The organism is Litoribacter ruber, assembly GCF_018500185.1.
GTDB lineage: Bacteria > Bacteroidota > Bacteroidia > Cytophagales > Cyclobacteriaceae > Litoribacter > Litoribacter ruber.
Genome location: NZ_JAHBGI010000015.1, coordinates 16174 through 32236 on the forward strand (window position 1 = coordinate 16174; position 16063 = coordinate 32236).

The following is a 16063-nucleotide window of genomic DNA, read 5'->3' on the forward strand; positions in this document are numbered from 1 at the left end:
AGCCCCTCCCATAATCCACATATTCCATATTTTCCACAGAATACATAGATTCCATAGATTCCACCTTCAGTTTGATTATCAGCCATTTAGACTAATATTTGGGCATGTTAAACAAATAAAACCATAGCTAAATGGCAAGACAATCGAGTTTCATTAAATTGGAAGGTACCATCGGAGATGTTACTTTTTACAAATCAAAAACAGGCTATAAAGCCAGGCAAAAAGGCGGAGTATCAAGAGACCGTATAATGAACGATGCCCAGTTTGAGCGGACCCGGGAAAACATCGCTGAATTCACGCAGGCAGCCAGAGCAGGCAAAATCCTTAAAGATGCCTTTAGGGAAATTACCCTCAGAGCCAGAGATATCCGAACCCACAACAGAATCTATTCACAGGCCCTCAAAGTCCTGAAGACCGATAGCTTCTCCAATAGAGGAGAGCGAAAAGTTGAGAATGGTGATATCAGTCTGTTTGAAGGCTTTCAATTCAGCAACAATTCAATGATGGAAGCCACAGTCTATTGTCCTTATAGCATTGACAATGGAGATACTTCGGTGGACATTCAGTTTGAGGCCTTTGTACCAAGAAAATATCTGGCCTTCCCCTCAGGCTCTACCCACTTCAAACTCTTTGTGGTAGGAGTAGGTGTTGATTTCGAGCAGGGCGAGTCCAGAACAGAAATGCAGATTTCAGACGCATTTCCGCTTGATAACGATGAGCTGCCGGCCTTCAATGTCGAGGTTTCAAAAGTTCTCGATTTAGGCAACCATCAATTTTATGCATTGGGTATCGAATTCCTTCAGGAAGTCAACGATAAACTTTACACCCTGAACAACGGTGCTCATAATGCCGCTAAAATGATCCTAACCCAAACTGCCTAATGAAGATCCATTTAGAAAGGGAGTATTGGCCCGGCGGTACCAATGGCACTATGACTATTGAGGATTTCAAACTCTGTCATACCATTGAGCTGCCTTGGAAACGGAATGAGAAAGAATTTTCATGTATTCCAGAAGGCGTGTACGTATTGGAAAAAAGGTTTTCAGAGCGGCATGGGTGGCATATAGCGTTGAAAGACGTCCCTGGCCGTAGCCTGATCCTGATCCATTCTGCTAATAATGCTGGAAAGGAGCTCAAAGGGTGTATAGCTCCTGTAACCAAACTGAAAGGTGAGGGAATAGGGCTGCAATCTAGACATGCCTTTGAAAAGTTAAAGGAAATGATCTATTCAGTGATCGATGGTGGTGAGGAGGTAATTCTGGAGATACGGAGCTATCCAGATGCTGCTCTTAACCTCGTGCAATACGAACGATCATGGATGGATTAAATATGTCTATGATGATTGGAGGGGTGGTTACACTCCTCCTTTCTACCCTTTCCTATTTCCTGCACCTGATGATCTTGGACATTAGGCTCATGCGGGTAGAGCAAAGGGAATTGCGCGACCTATGCATTGTATTAAAAACAGAACAGCAAATCATCAAAGAATGGCTAGCCGACGACCGCCTCAAGATGACCGAAAGAATCCGACATCCCCCCTCATAACTAGTTGCCGGTTGTGCGAACGTCTCCGACTTCGCACGAAACATATACTACAGTCAGTCATCATCGGACATCGGACATCGGTCTCGTTGTGCGAACGTCTCCGACTTCGCACGAAACAGATACTACATTCAGTCATCATCGGACATCGGACTTCGGTCTCGTTGTGCGAACGTCTCCGACTTCGCACGAAACATATACTACATTCAGTCATCATCGGACATCGGACATCGGTCTCGTTGTGCGAACGTCTCCGACTTCGCACGAAACATATACTACAGTCAGTCATCATCGGACATCGGACATCGGTCTCGTTGTGCGAACGTCTCCGACTTCGCACGAAACAGATACTACATTCAGTCATCATCGGACATCGGACATCGGTCTCGTTGTGCGAACGTCTCCGACTTCGCACGAAACATATACTACATTCAGTCATCATCGGACATCGGTCATCCGACATCCGTCATCCAAACATCCAACCCATGTACAAAGAAATCAAAAATAGAATCGAATCCCCAACTCCTCCATTTTTCAAAAAATTGCAAAAAGGAGGACTCATACTAATAGCGGTAGGCACTGCTCTCATGAGTGCTCCAGTAGCCATACCATTAGCCATTGTCAATCTCGGAGGTTATATCCTCACAGCAGGGACTATAATTACCGCTGTGAGCCAAGTAGCTAAAGAAGATAAGTGATCAATTCAATGGACATGTTCCGTCTTCCGTCTTCGGTCTTCGGTCTTCGGTCTTCGGTCTTCCCTCCTGTCAATCAAAGGAAAAAAGGCATCTGGCATTATTGCGGACAAACAAATAAATTTATTTTGAATTTAATCATTTAGTGTTATATTGTACTTGTAACTAAATATAAAATTTAACCTTATGAAAGAAACTTACTTCACATTTTCTTATCGAACTACTATGTACTGACAAGATATTCAATCGTGGCCAACAGGAGAAGAGCTGTAGTTTATGCTCAGGATATTATGACCATGACTGGCAGAAGCCGAAGTTATGCATATAAGGTGCTTAGAGAGATTAAAGTATTCTACAACAAACCTAAAAGTCACTTAGTGACCATTGAGGAATATGTAGGCTTTCACGGCATCCCTGCGCAAAAAGTATTGGAATATCTTTACGAGGTTATTGCTGATTAAACAAAAAAGTGCAGGATCCTAGCCCTGCACTTTTGGTTGTTTGGGCGCTAGCCCAATCCGGATCTTTATCCGGTTCTCAGCATAGTCAATGACCCATCCTGTGGATTTACATGGTTATTGATTTCTTTTTGGAACTAATCCTTACTTTTACCCGGTAACTGTAGTTGTCGTGCATTCTTGAAAAATACTCCAAAATAAACTTTGATGGAATTTTGAAGAAGGCATAGTCATAGGAAATGTCCTGCATGTTCTTTCTACTCTTATGGCAGAAAAGGTTTCTAAATCTTTTAGCTGTATCATAATGTGTTTTTTTTTCAAATTACCAGGTATGCCAATGGAAAACAATGCAGAAAATTTAGACAACAAGATTATACCCTTATCTGACATTATTAATCAGTTGATTGTAAAAAAATGGTACTTTCACTTAATTGGCTGGAGCGTAAAAATATTCTTTGGAGAGTTTTCAATGCAATTTATTGCAAATCCTTTTGAAGTAAATTACATCCTGATAAATCTAATTTTCGTAATAATTTTATTTTATATAAGCGGGATAGGCGGTGCTTTTATCTACTTGCAGAAGGATAAGAATTTGGATCACCTAATTTCTTTTACCTTTCTCCTGATGGGAATGTACATTTCAAAGTACCTCTTTACCCACTGGAGCGGTGTCACAAATTATTCTCTACTAGAGCTTTGGGTTCATGAGACGTGGCGCTTTTTTTTATTCTCAAGTTTGGGGCTGGGCATGGCATTCTATAGCAATATGATAAAAGCAATGGCTAATCTTCGCGCTCAGGAAAGTTACTGGAAAAAAGTAGTGAATGGGGTAGAAAGAAAATCACAGGAACTCGCCTTAAACCCACATTTTGTAGGTAATGTCTTTAATTCCCTCTGCACAGACATATACCCCCATTCCAAAGAAGTATTTTATGCTATGGGACGATTATCACAAATGCTAAAATACATTTTCTACCATGAGGGACCACAGCTTATCAAAACAGAAATCAACCACCTGGAAACCTTCTTGAAATTTCAACAAAGCAGATTCAAAGACACTCTAAACCTTGAGTTTAATAATACAGTTGATTATATCCTATTGTCTGACTGTTATATCCCAAAGCTTATGATCACTGGGCTGGTAGAGAATGTATTTAAATACGGGGTAGTCAATAACCCAGAATTCCCGGCCTTAATCCAAATTTCAAGTCATTTTACTTGTGGTAAAAAAATCCTTTCGATATTAATCCGAAATGAAATTGTGGACAAACCTGATGTCACTTCCCACGGGATAGGTGACCATTTTTTATTGGAAATACTCAAACATGATTATGGAGATAATTTTACATTTGAAAAACGCGTAAATGACAATGTTTTTAATCTAAAAATAGAACTACTTTATGACTGAATTCAAATATAATGTGGCAATAATTGATGACGAACAGCATGTATTGGATTTGGTTAAAATGCTTGTGTCCGATATGGAAGGGTTCAAACTAAAATTGGCAACCACTAATCCAGAGGAATTTATTTTAGGTATGAATTCAGGGGTCATCGATATTGGGATTCTGGATGTTCGGATGCCAAAATATTCCGGTTCAGAATTAGCCGCAATTGTTTTGGCTACAAAATGCCCAATTATTTTTATCAGTGGCACGGAAGTAAAGGCAAAAGAGATCATTCCAACCGAACCCGTTGATTTCTTGGAAAAGCCTATAATGCCAGATCGCTTGGAAATCGCCTTGAGAAAAGCCGTTAGACGGATTACTGACAATACGGGCAATCGCAATACTAGAACTCCACTCCCTTCTGATGATGCAATATATTTATCCCATAGCGGAAAACTGATAAAAATAAGGGTCCAGGATATTCATTGCATCCATGCCGGTCAAGATTTTAATGAGCTATACACAGAAAAGTCTAAGTACAGTATTCCAGGCTCATTGGCCAATTTAGAAGATCGCCTAAAAAATTATGACATCATTAGAGTTCACAACTCCTACCTAATAAACACATCCAACATTGAATCCATAAAACCCAACCTTCTCACTTTAAAAAACGGCCAAGAAATCCCCATAAGCAGAAAATACAAAACCCCCTTCCTCAAAACCCTCAAACCCAAAATCCTATAACCCCTTCCCCCCTCTACAGTTGTGCGAATGTCTCCGACTTCGCACTAATCCTATTCCCTCCCCCTATTTCCTTTCACAAAAAGCTTCGTGCCCATAGTGACAATCTGCATCCGCGAAGAAGCCTTTCCCGATCCGCGAAAAGCTCCTCGGACAAGTGTGCGACTTATTATTTAACTTCGTGCCCTTTGTGACCCATTTAATCCGCGAAGGAGCCTCTGTGAAACTCATTTAAAACTCCGCGAGACTCTGTGTCCCTATGGATTCCGCGAAGAGGCTTTGTGGCCCATTTCCACCGCGTAGAAGTAAAAAAGGCTCCCCATTACAGAGAGCCCCTACTAGCAAGTTAACCTACATCATTAATCCTCCAAATAACCAGCTACCACAGGTATATTAATAAACTCATTTACTTTCTTGAAAATCCCACTCCATATTAAATGTTCAACTGCCTGGGGATTCTCCGGGAATATTCTATTGATAAACATATGAATATGGTTTTCAATCAACGTAAACACTTTCTCTTCTTGATCCCAATATTCATGTTGCTGAATCAGCTTCAGATAATGAATCGTAAAAGTTTCAAATCTTGCAGGCATTTTTTTATCAGCTACAAAATCTCTGTAAAATTCAGACTGCTGCACCCTATCAAGTTTACCGTGTTTTCCAATTACCTCACTTTGGTAGCGCCTTTTCCATTCCAGCGCCTGTCCACTCTTTGTAATCAATTCACTTCCCAGCTCCACAAATAGCGTAAACAATTCCTCATAATTACAATTAAACATACTGGCCCTATCACCTATCCCAGCCGCATATTGGGATTCTAAAAAGAAAATGCTTTCCGAGATATGCCTTGTTCCATGACCATACTTTATTGGCTCGGGATAATAATCCTGCAATTCGACTGACTTCACCATTGGCAGTTTGCTTAACAAATGTAAAAACTGCTGAGAGCAATCATTTTTTGCCTCTTTGCCAACCTTAATCCTTAACTTGATATGATAGCAATCATCCTCAAAGGCCAAGTAATACCATTTACTAATTCTATTCGAATCCTCATCCTTCTCAATAAGATCAAGCCAAGTGTCTTGAAGAAAAAATATCACATCATCCGGAAGCATTCGAATTTTAAAGGAAAGCCAGTCTGGGTCCGGCTTTCCTTTGGGGTTAAAAAACAACTTTACGCTACTATAATTGAAATTCTGTTGAGGAAGACTGATACTAAATTGCGGAAATAAAGCCTGACCATTACGATTCAGAAAAGATTCATTGTGGATCCATTGACAATCCCTTACAATCAGGCTTCCCTTTTTTCTGACCTCTTGGTAAAGGATTTCCATTGATTTTCTACACCCTGTGTCTATTAATAACTCCTGATCTCCATCTCCAATTAGAATCTTTTCCGGCATATTATACTTCTTCATTACATCCAAAAATGTTTTATGACTTAAAGTATCCCTTTCCTGTATCAACCACGAGGCTGGTCGGAGAATTAAATTTTTCCAGTTGAGCTGGGGCAGATAAGGAGTATTTACAGTAGGTTTGTAAATATCCGTCACCAGCCGAGCCCTGTCCTGATTGGCAATTTCCCACATTAATCGACCTAATGGATGTGAGATATGTCGGGGATCGACAGCATGTTGTATTACTGGGATAATTTCTTTTTTCATTTCCTTGCAATAAAGAACAACTCTTCCTTTGCTTACCCCTATATAAATTGAATGGAGCGGTATAGAATTTTGGCCAAACTCGTTTTCAGTCACATGAATGGAGTACTGAAAACAGTTGATGTGGGTGGCTAATCTATTTACGAGGGGAGACTCGTCAAATTTAACATCAGCATAGATAACTGAGCTATCTGAAAGAGAAGTGTTTGCAATATCTTTGTAAAATTGAAACTTGTCATTATCTAAAGTAAATCTTCCACCCAATGCCAAAGTCCTTCCACAGGTGACATTATCTAACACTAGCGTATCATGAGGGCCAAGTCGATATAGAACGGTAGTTTCTGGTGCAATGTCCAGGCTCTTCTTTTTCAATTTCTTACTTAGGTCCATCTTAGCTCCTGGTTTCGCCGTTTTTATGAAGGCAGAAAGATGTGCAAAACCCTTAGGCTTTACTTCTTGTTGATAATGCCACTTCTTGGATTTAAAGTGGGCACTCAATTCAGTAAATGGTTTAATCACCTCTGAAAGAGTTACAAAGCGATCATCATGTTCTTGATAAAACGCCTGCTTAAAGCTTTCTATATAAAGTGATTTAGGCGTGTATAATAAATTACCTATTTCATCATTGAGCATTAATAAACTTTGCTGAACAGTATAAGATTGGTTAAGTTGGTGGGAAAGATGAAGATCTACCATATTGCCCTCATCCAAATGTTGCTTGACATCCACGTTTATGAAATCATCATTAACAAATGATTTACTTTTGGAGGTAGACCTCTGCTTAAGGATAATAAGTTTGGATGCAATTACACTTTTCCATAATTGGCGAATTATTCTGAGGGGCACATTGGCAAACCACTTCTTAAACTCCTGAAAATCTAAATAAGCATGTTGGTGAAGGTACTGAACGACCTTTTGGAATACGGGATTACTATCCAACCTGTTTTCCTTCCACTTATAGGTTTTTCTATCCTTAGACCAAAAGTAGACATGATTTCCCACTAGGGAGGCGCTGGAATTAATTGAGTACTTTCCTTTATACAACCTCTCTTTGGAAAGAGCATTTATTTTATTGTTTAGAAGAATTTCCTCATTATGGGAAATAACAAAGTTAGTCTTCACTTCACTAAATGCAGATACTTCTCCAAAGCTCCCCAGCCCCACCCCGGCCCAAAGACCAAATGGGACAGGCCTATACCGCCCTCGAAGAAGATATTTATGAAGAGTCAATAATTCCTTGCTGCTAAGTTTCTCATAGGGAACATCTTTAATCCTGGCATAGAAATCAGGAGAGGATAAGTGGATTAACTTCAACAACTTTGGGTAATTCGCCTGCACTTCTGTTTTCTCACTCGGGTCAAAAGCCAGGCTAGGCAATCGGTACACAAAATCCATAACAATTGGGGTTAAAATGAAACATACCCAATTCTATATATTTCTCACCCTCCCATCAATACCCCCACACCATTCTCCCCTTACCTGACATGATTTATCCGTTGGTTGACAACATATGGACTTTCGTGATTCTAGCCCTCATCCCTAATTCAGAATCTATTATCTACTACGTAGCACAGTATATAAAAGGATAACCCGAGAAGCACCAGGCAAATTTCACGGGGCAGTTCTTTGTTGGTCGAGTAGATTGGGGCGAGATCTCGGACGTGCACTGTGCACGGAGCACTGGGCACAGCGCTGAGAACGTGAACAATCCAAGCTGCTCTGAATGGCATGAAGAAAGAAGGCAGGAATCCACTCTTGAGGCTGACTGACACTACATCACCCGCCCCCCCTCTCAGAGCTCAGCGCACAGGGCTTCCGGGCATGCACTGCGCGCGGAGCACTGGGCACTGCGCGGGATGAAAGTGGGTAACGGGAAGATGACAGGAGTGCAGCATTGAAGTGAACACCACATGAATTGCCGAATCCCCTCTCAGCGCTCAGGGCTTCCGGGCATGCACTGCGCGCGGAGCACTGGGCACTGCGCGGGATGAAAGTGGGTAACGGGAAGATGACAGGATTGCAGCATTGAAGTGAACACCACATGAATTGCCGAATCCCCTCTCAGCGCTCAGTGCACAGAGCTGAGAACGTGACCAATCCTTGCTGCTCTGAAGGGCATGAAGGAAGAAGGCAGGAATCCACTCTTGAGGCTGACACTACATCCTACATCACCCGCGAATCCCCTCTCAGCGCTCAGGGCACAGTGCGCAATACATAAACGGATTCCATATGTCCGATAAGCGCCAAGCATAAGTCACGAGCGTCGTTTTGGGACGGTTGAATGGGGCAGTAATGAAAAGCAAAAAATTTATACGAAGCTTCCTAAAAAAACATTCTCATTAAAATATCCAGCTTTTTCCTTTTCAGTTTCATAGGCTTGACTTTTCGCTTGAGATTATGGAATAGGACCGCCATTATTAAGGATATGCCCAGCAGAAAGATCATCATAGCCGGCCAATTGAGATAAAAAGAGAGCTGATAACCAATGAAGATCAGAACCGCACTAGCGCAGGAAAGAACCAGACTAGTTTTTAAATGTGTATAACCAAGGTCTATCAATATATGGTGTATGTGGTTCCTATCTGCCAAAAGGATATTTTTCCCTTGAAAATATCTTACAACCATCACCCTCAAGGTATCAAAAATAGGAACAGCCAAAATCAATATTAAAAAAGGAGGCAAGTTATAACATGGCAAATTCATTCCCCTACATTCCAAAGTTAGAGCCTTTAGGGAAAGAAATGCCAACAGAAATCCAATTACCAAGGAGCCGGTATCCCCCATAAAGATCTTTTTTGAAAGAGATTTAGAAAAATTAAAGCGGATGTAGGCCAACAGCATTCCTATGAGCATCATGCAGGTCAATACATAGAAGTAATTACCAGCCTGATTGAATAGAAAGGCAAGAGCTCCAAGCATTACAATCCCCAAAAAAGCCGCAAGACCGTCAACCCCATCAATCAGGTTGAATGCATTTATAAACCCAACCATAAAAAAGAAAATTAAAGGAATGGATATGTAAGGAGGGATTGCATATATCCCAATAAAGCCATGCAGATTCAGTTGATAAAAATCAGGACTCATCATAACCATGCTGACAGCTATCAGTTGCCCAATAAATTTGGCCCTTGCAGAAGAGGCCATCAGATCATCCTTAAGTCCAACTACAAACAATAACGTAACAGCCGGGATAACAAAGGTACTTGGGGCTGTAGGAAAAAAGCTTTTCAAAAAAGAGTAGCAGATAACAAAGCAGATAAAAAAAGCTACCCCCCCAAAAGACGGTGTAATGATGTGGTGCGATGTCCTATGATCCGGCTTCACCACCAACTCCTTCTCCCTTGCCACCCAAACAATTTTGGGGATCATATAGTAAGTGATCAGCATCGGCACAACCAGGAACAAACCAACCTGAATGAAAAAAGGTAAAGCACTAAGCATAATAATGAAAGATAGTAAATTTTAGCCTGTTTTGGATGGCCAGGTCTATGAGAATTCGTAAAGATCTAACAATAAAAACCTATCTGCAATACCTCGTTTATGGTAGTTTTTCATGAACCTTTAAGTGTCTTTAAAGTATTGATCTATTGGTAGATACTCTATATTAGCATTTTGAAATTTAACCTTTAAAACCGAGCGGTCAATAGAATTTACATGCGAGTAAAGGCAATCCTTTTAAATAGCACTATTTAACCCAAAACAGGTGGCACAAACCGAATCCTTAAAACCAAGCCCAAATTAATCTAAAAAATTAAACACGTAAACCCTGTAAAATACAAATCGCCTTCAGAACTTTTTTCTGAAGGCGATTCGCAATATTTCATGGCATCCTAAATTCAGTTACTACAACCGAGAGAAACTCCTACAACTCAAATGTAATTAAGCCAAGGAGGTTATTTTTAAGTCGCCATTTAAAGAATGTAGCAGCTTGAGAGCCAATTTACCTCTATCAAATTCTTTTGCAAGCTTAAAGGCCCCGTTCTGAAGTTCAGAATAATTTAATTCATCATTATGGATAAGCTGCAAAACCCTAATAAAATCAGATTCTCTTTCCGGCTCAAATGTTATACCTGCTTGATATTTATTAATTAATTCTTTTGCCTCCCCATTTACACCCAGAAGAATAGGAGTTCTAAGAGCCGCATTCTCAAAAATTTTGGAGGGTATTGCTCCTTCGAATAAGGGATCATTCTTTAGATTGACCAAAGCCCAATCGGATAATTTAATAAATTCAAATACGCTCTCCTTAGGAACTGAGTCTAAAAAGGTAATTCTTGAAATACCCAAATCACTTGATAGTTGAATTAGATTATCCTTCTCAGCACCATTGCCTATAAATAGAAACCTAATATTTAAATCATTAACCTTAGCAATTGTCTTAATTATGAAGTCTAAGGCATGAGCTTGGCCATGAGTGCCTATATAGGAAATTAACTTTTCATTATCTTCTAATCCAATACTCTTTTTTAAGGCCGATTTATCCTGGATATCCTCTGGCAGATTTTCAAAGGAAAAACCATTTCTAATAAGAATAATCTTATCAGCATCAATTCCCCTTTCTATAATATTATCCCTGATACCCTTTGTAACAGCAATTATTTGTGAAGAATTTTTATAAAAAAACATTTCACACTTTTCAAATACTCTGAACATGAAATTTTTATTGTAATTGTTCAGAACTATTATGCTTTCCGGCCAAAGATCCCTGACTTCAAAAACCCAGGGCTTTCGCTTAAATAGGGAAAGAAAGAAGCCAGAAAAGGTAACAAAAAATTGAGGAGAGGTTATAATAATCTTATCAATTTTCCTCACAAATAATCCTGCTATAAATCCAGTGACTGAAAATGATATGAAGTCAAGGAATCTTTTAAAAATTCCTTTATTTTCAAAAATTAAAGACCAGACTCTAATAACTTTAATACCATCAATTTCTTCCTTCTGGTACAGTTTATTCTTGTATCCTGGAAATATTTCGCCTTTAGGAAAGTTGGGAAAGCAAGTTATTACAGTTACATCCACCCCCGCATTGACCCAAGCTTTACAATGTTCGTAGGTCCTTGTGGCTGGAGCATTTAGTTCCGGAGGGAAATTGTCAGTCAAAAATAATATCTTCATGAATTTAGCTTGCTAGCACTTCTTTGTAATGCTTAACCATCAAATCAACATTGGAGTCCCAATTATAAAATTGTTGTACTCTATTTAGGCCTTTGGAAATATATTCTTCCCTTAATTGCTTATTTTCGATCAACTTTAATATGCCCATTGTTAATGCATTCACATCACCTCTCTTTACAATCAGCCCACATTCTCCATAGTTGATTACTTCTTTAAACCCGCTAACATCTGATACAATTACGGGCGTACCACAGGCCATTGCTTCTACCACTGATACGCCGAAGCTTTCATTAACCATAGTGGGGAAAATCTCAAGGTCAAATTTTTGATGGTATTTAATTACTTCCTCTTGAGTCAAATATCCGGTAAACTTAATATAATTACCTAGACATAAGTTTTCACTTAAATCCTTTAGCTGCTTATCATGAGAACCCTTTCCGATAATCGTCAGGCTGATGGGTTTTTTATAATTCTGTACAACTGATCTGAAAGCCTTAATAAGAACATCTATTCCATAGATTTCCTCCAAAGACTTCACTATACCTAACCTAAAAGTATCATCACTTTCTTCTTTCTTCACACCAGGCTTAAATCTATCAAGGTTAACACCAAAAGGAGTAACAAAAATTTGTTTATTAGTATATTTTCCGGTTTCCTCCCTCATAACTTCACTGGTGGAAAAAACAACCTGAGAAGATTTAAGGATCTTCTTAACCAAAACCCTATGTAAAGGTGACTTTTGTGGAAAATTGAAAATATCACTCCCCCATACGGAAACCACATATTTCGGGGGATTTAATAATTTACCCAACAAACCATAACTACTGATGAAGTGAGCGTGTACTAAATCCGGCTGAAATTTCTGGAACTCGGATTTAAGATGGGAAAAAGATTTTAAATACCCTGCTTTCTTTAAAAGATTACCTCTACTCACTTCGATATCAAATGGAACCTGCCTCACCTTAGAGGAAATCTGGGAGTTCTTCTTTCCAAGTCCAAACAAAACAATTTCCAGCTCCCGATCAGCTAAGGAATTGACCCATTTTACAGTATGAATAGAAGAAGGATCACTTAAAACCAGGACCTTCATCAATAGTCGCTTTTATTTGTTTTACAATATAATCAGCTGCGGTCCCTTCTCCATATAAATTCAGGCCATCATTGATTTCTTTTTGGGAAAGAGCCAAAAATTTTTCAACCATTTTGTCTTGATCAGCGCCAACTAGAAAATTATATCCGTTCTCCACCAGTTCCACCCATTCGGTTTCATCCCTCATGGTGATGCAATATTTCTTCAAGAAGAAAGCCTCTTTTTGAAGCCCGCCACTGTCAGTCATGACCAGAGCGCAACTTTGGATAAGACCAAGCATATCCAAATATCCAACGGGTTCTATAATTTCAAAGTGAACCGGAACTTGAAGCTTTTCAATTATATTTTTTGTTCGAGGATGGAGTGGCACAAGAACCTTTATGGATTGAGAGATTTTATTTAATCCCTCAATGATGTTACGCAGCCTTTCTAAATTATCTGTATTTTCTGCCCTGTGAAGTGTACAAAGAACGAATGATTCATTTTTAAAGTTTTCCAAAACAGGGGAATCCCATTTGACCAATTGACTGTAATGTAAGGTGGTATCATACATTACATCTCCGGAATTCAAATAAATAAGTTTCATCTGGTCAAAACCTTCTTTCTCCAGGTTATTCATTGCCGTTTCAGTGGGACAGAACAACAGATGACTGACCCTGTCTGTTAGTATCCTGTTAATTTCTTCAGGCATTTTCATATTAAAGGACCTTAAGCCGGCTTCCACATGAATTACTTTTACATGGAGCTTAGAAGCTGCCAGTGCCCCTGCCAAAGTAGAATTTGTGTCTCCATATACCAAAAGATAATCAGGTTTCTCTAAAAGAATGATCTCTTCTATACCTGCAAGCATTTTGCCAGTCATAGCCCCATGATTGAGCCCATGGATATCCAAGTTATATTTAGGCACGGGGATAGATAGCTCATCAAAAAAAATCTGGCTCATTTTCTCATCAAAATGCTGTCCTGTGTGAACGATAACTTCTTCAAGCCCCCCCACTTGTTGGATGGCCCTAGATACTGCAGATGCTTTTATAAATTGAGGCCTAGCCCCGATAACGGTAAGAATTTTCATTTAGCTAATAAAGTTTGTATTTTTTCAACTCTCATTTTCCAAGTATTATATGCTTTAGTGGTTCTAAGATTTTCTTTGGTAACTTTGAGAATATCACTGTCGTTTTCCAAGGACGTAAGAATAACATCTAAATCATTCGGTCCATCGATTACCCACCCAATATTATTCTCTTTAACAAATTTGGCAATTTCAAATAAATTAGAAGTTATAATAGGTTTTTCTTCTTGAATTGCTTCAAATATTTTCATAGGCATAGAAAAATTGAGATAAGGATCTGGATTTCGAAGGTTTAAAAATAAATCGGAGTTTTTATATTCTATTTCAAGACTTCTTCCTGAAGCATGAATAATTTCAACATTGCTACTTAACTTATAAAACTTTTTTGCTACATCCCATTCCTCTTTCCGACAGATTATCTTGAAAGTATATTGGAGATTTCTACTCGCGGCAAAAAAAAGAGGTCCAAGGTCGTAATGGGGTGGGGTTACACCCCCAACATAAATTAAGCTTAGCTTTTGATTCTTAGAAGTTTTTAAAACACTAATGGATTCGTTTTCTATTTCATCAGATCCACAATCACATGCTGGAGGAAGTGTTTGAACTTTACACCTTAAATTTGGTGAAAGATATTCAGCCATACTCAATGAAGGCAAAAACAGAACATCCACGTATTTCCTATACATCCAAAGATCTATGTTATAAAACAAAGTGCCATAGGCATATTTTAATCTTCCAACGTTTTTTTTATACGAATCAAATTTCCAGTAAATATCACGATAAAAGACACCTATGGAAATATTATTTCTCTTTAACAATTTAAATATACCTAAGTCAAGTAGAGGAGAGTTAGGAAGATGATTCTCATCTGTAATTAAGGAAGGCATGGTTGAAGATTCCGAATAACAGAACTCATATTTTACACCATTACTTAAATTCTCCCTTAACTGATTATATTTAATTCGCCGTTGGCAAGAATTCCCAGTTAATTCAAATACTTCATACCCTGAATCTTTAAAACTTTTCAGAATTTTAGCAGGTCTTATTTGACTAGCAGAAAATCTATTTAAATCTATTGCAAATGGCAAATAAAATATTATCTTTTTCATTCTTTGTCGAAAGTTAGAAGTGTCTTGGTATTTACTCCAGTCAAATCCAATAAAAAATAAAGAGTCAGTAAAAGGAGTAATCTTGGTTCTGTAAAAAAAGAAGTCGGATAAGCAAAAATCAACCCTACCAAAAAAGAATAACCTATCATCAAATACTGAACAGGAAATAAATTCCCAAGGAAGAAAACCTTGAAAAGAAAAATTAATATAACCAGAAGAAATATTATACCAATAATAAAGCCATATATGAAGAAAATATACAGATATTCATTATCCATAGCCGTTGAAAGGGATCCAAAAAAATCTTTCCCATACCCAATTAAAAGAAGTTCTGGATTATCTTTAGCCAATCCCCATACGAAATCTGTTTTACCAACTCTACGCTGAAAGGAGTTTCTTTCCAACCCAAATTCAACTAGGGTGTAAAGGTATCGTAGTTCATCAAAAAAAATTATAAAAAATGCTGTCCCTGAAACAAGCAATAAACCAAGTGTAACCATACTATATTTTCTCTGTATTGAATTACCCTTTACTAGAGTATAAACTATCATAAATCCAGAAATTAAAACAACTGAAATAAAGGAGGTTTGAGATTGAGAGAGCAATACAGCAATAAGAGTAGAAACAACACCAAAAAAATACAGAACCTTCCCTCTATCGAGATAAATAAAAGAAAATAGGAAAAATATGTAAAAAAAAGTCATGATAGATCCATGTTGCCCTGGACCACTGCTAAGGCCTAAAGCTCTCGAGCTTATTCCAAGAGAAGCATCAATATGGAAGGGAGAACCATATAGAGAGGTCAAAGCATCACCTAAACCAGAACCTAAAAATTGGAATAGACTCACAAAAAGATCAATAATAACGTAAATTAGGAATATTTTAGAAACTATGGCATACTTAAATTTAAATCCTCCAGATAAAAGAAGAACCATAGGAATAAATCGAATCACCTCAATGTAATCTCGAAGATTATAGCCAGTAAAAAAAATCGACCTCAAAAAATTTGAAACCCAAATAAACAAGATAAGCCCAATAAATACCTTAACAGTATCTTTTAAAAGAAATTTCTTTTGAAGGATCAACAGAGTCCCTGTGAAAGCTATCAACAATAAATGAAAAGCTTCAAAATGTTTTATAGGGAAAAACAAACAAATCAAAATAATGATGTAGTGAAGCCCTCTCATTATTC

At 38.4% G+C, this 16063-nt stretch carries 14 protein-coding genes; 7 read left to right on the forward strand and 7 right to left on the reverse strand.

Annotated features, from left to right (window positions below):
• Positions 1-131 precede the first annotated feature (131 nt).
• The 7 genes from KIH41_RS16280 to KIH41_RS16310 all read left to right on the forward strand — a co-directional run bounded on the left by KIH41_RS16280 (position 132) and on the right by KIH41_RS16310 (position 4827).
• Positions 132-881, forward strand: coding sequence for a hypothetical protein (locus tag KIH41_RS16280; protein ID WP_214163056.1), 750 nt, complete (start codon positions 132-134; stop codon positions 879-881).
• On the forward strand, positions 881-1327 hold the full coding sequence (locus KIH41_RS16285; RefSeq protein WP_214163057.1) for a DUF5675 family protein: 447 nt from the start codon (positions 881-883) through the stop codon (positions 1325-1327). Before KIH41_RS16280 ends, KIH41_RS16285 begins: the two co-directional genes overlap by 1 nt.
• Positions 1315-1545 carry a hypothetical protein gene (locus KIH41_RS16290; protein WP_213946563.1) on the forward strand — a complete coding sequence of 77 codons (231 nt, stop codon included), beginning with the start codon at positions 1315-1317 and terminating at the stop codon, positions 1543-1545. The genes KIH41_RS16285 and KIH41_RS16290 overlap by 13 nt, the downstream gene beginning before the upstream one ends.
• 482 nt (positions 1546-2027) lie before the next feature.
• Positions 2028-2240: a hypothetical protein gene (locus KIH41_RS16295; RefSeq protein ID WP_214163058.1), complete on the forward strand. Its 213-nt coding sequence runs from the start codon at positions 2028-2030 to the stop codon at positions 2238-2240.
• A gap of 245 nt (positions 2241-2485) precedes the next feature.
• Complete coding sequence (locus tag KIH41_RS16300) at positions 2486-2698, forward strand: hypothetical protein (protein WP_214163077.1); 213 nt, start codon at positions 2486-2488, stop codon at positions 2696-2698.
• 334 nt (positions 2699-3032) lie between these two features.
• Positions 3033-4103: a histidine kinase gene (locus tag KIH41_RS16305; RefSeq protein ID WP_214163059.1), complete on the forward strand. Its 1071-nt coding sequence runs from the start codon at positions 3033-3035 to the stop codon at positions 4101-4103.
• Positions 4096-4827: a LytR/AlgR family response regulator transcription factor gene (locus KIH41_RS16310; RefSeq protein WP_214163060.1), complete on the forward strand. Its 732-nt coding sequence runs from the start codon at positions 4096-4098 to the stop codon at positions 4825-4827. Before KIH41_RS16305 ends, KIH41_RS16310 begins: the two co-directional genes overlap by 8 nt.
• Positions 4828-5183: 356 nt before the next feature.
• Here KIH41_RS16310 and KIH41_RS16315 read toward each other — a convergent pair whose 3' ends face one another.
• From KIH41_RS16315 to KIH41_RS16345, 7 genes are all read right to left on the reverse strand, one after another.
• Positions 5184-7883, reverse strand: a complete 2700-nt coding sequence (locus KIH41_RS16315) for a thiopeptide-type bacteriocin biosynthesis protein (protein WP_214163061.1) — start codon at positions 7881-7883, stop codon at positions 5184-5186.
• Positions 7884-8810: 927 nt separating this feature from the next.
• Positions 8811-9929: an MraY family glycosyltransferase gene (locus KIH41_RS16320; protein WP_214163062.1), complete on the reverse strand. Its 1119-nt coding sequence runs from the start codon at positions 9927-9929 to the stop codon at positions 8811-8813.
• A gap of 438 nt (positions 9930-10367) precedes the next feature.
• Positions 10368-11603: a glycosyltransferase family 4 protein gene (locus KIH41_RS16325; protein ID WP_214163063.1), complete on the reverse strand. Its 1236-nt coding sequence runs from the start codon at positions 11601-11603 to the stop codon at positions 10368-10370.
• A 4-nt stretch (positions 11604-11607) separates the two neighbouring features.
• Positions 11608-12693: a glycosyltransferase gene (locus KIH41_RS16330; RefSeq protein ID WP_214163064.1), complete on the reverse strand. Its 1086-nt coding sequence runs from the start codon at positions 12691-12693 to the stop codon at positions 11608-11610.
• Positions 12671-13765, reverse strand: coding sequence for a non-hydrolyzing UDP-N-acetylglucosamine 2-epimerase (wecB, locus tag KIH41_RS16335; protein WP_214163065.1), 1095 nt, complete (start codon positions 13763-13765; stop codon positions 12671-12673). Before wecB ends, KIH41_RS16330 begins: the two co-directional genes overlap by 23 nt.
• Positions 13762-14871 carry a glycosyltransferase family protein gene (locus KIH41_RS16340; protein WP_214163066.1) on the reverse strand — a complete coding sequence of 370 codons (1110 nt, stop codon included), beginning with the start codon at positions 14869-14871 and terminating at the stop codon, positions 13762-13764. The genes wecB and KIH41_RS16340 overlap by 4 nt, the downstream gene beginning before the upstream one ends.
• A complete protein-coding gene (locus KIH41_RS16345; RefSeq protein WP_214163067.1) occupies positions 14868-16058 on the reverse strand; it encodes a hypothetical protein in 1191 nt (396 codons plus the stop codon). The genes KIH41_RS16340 and KIH41_RS16345 overlap by 4 nt, the downstream gene beginning before the upstream one ends.
• Between the last annotated feature and the right edge of the window lie 5 nt (positions 16059-16063).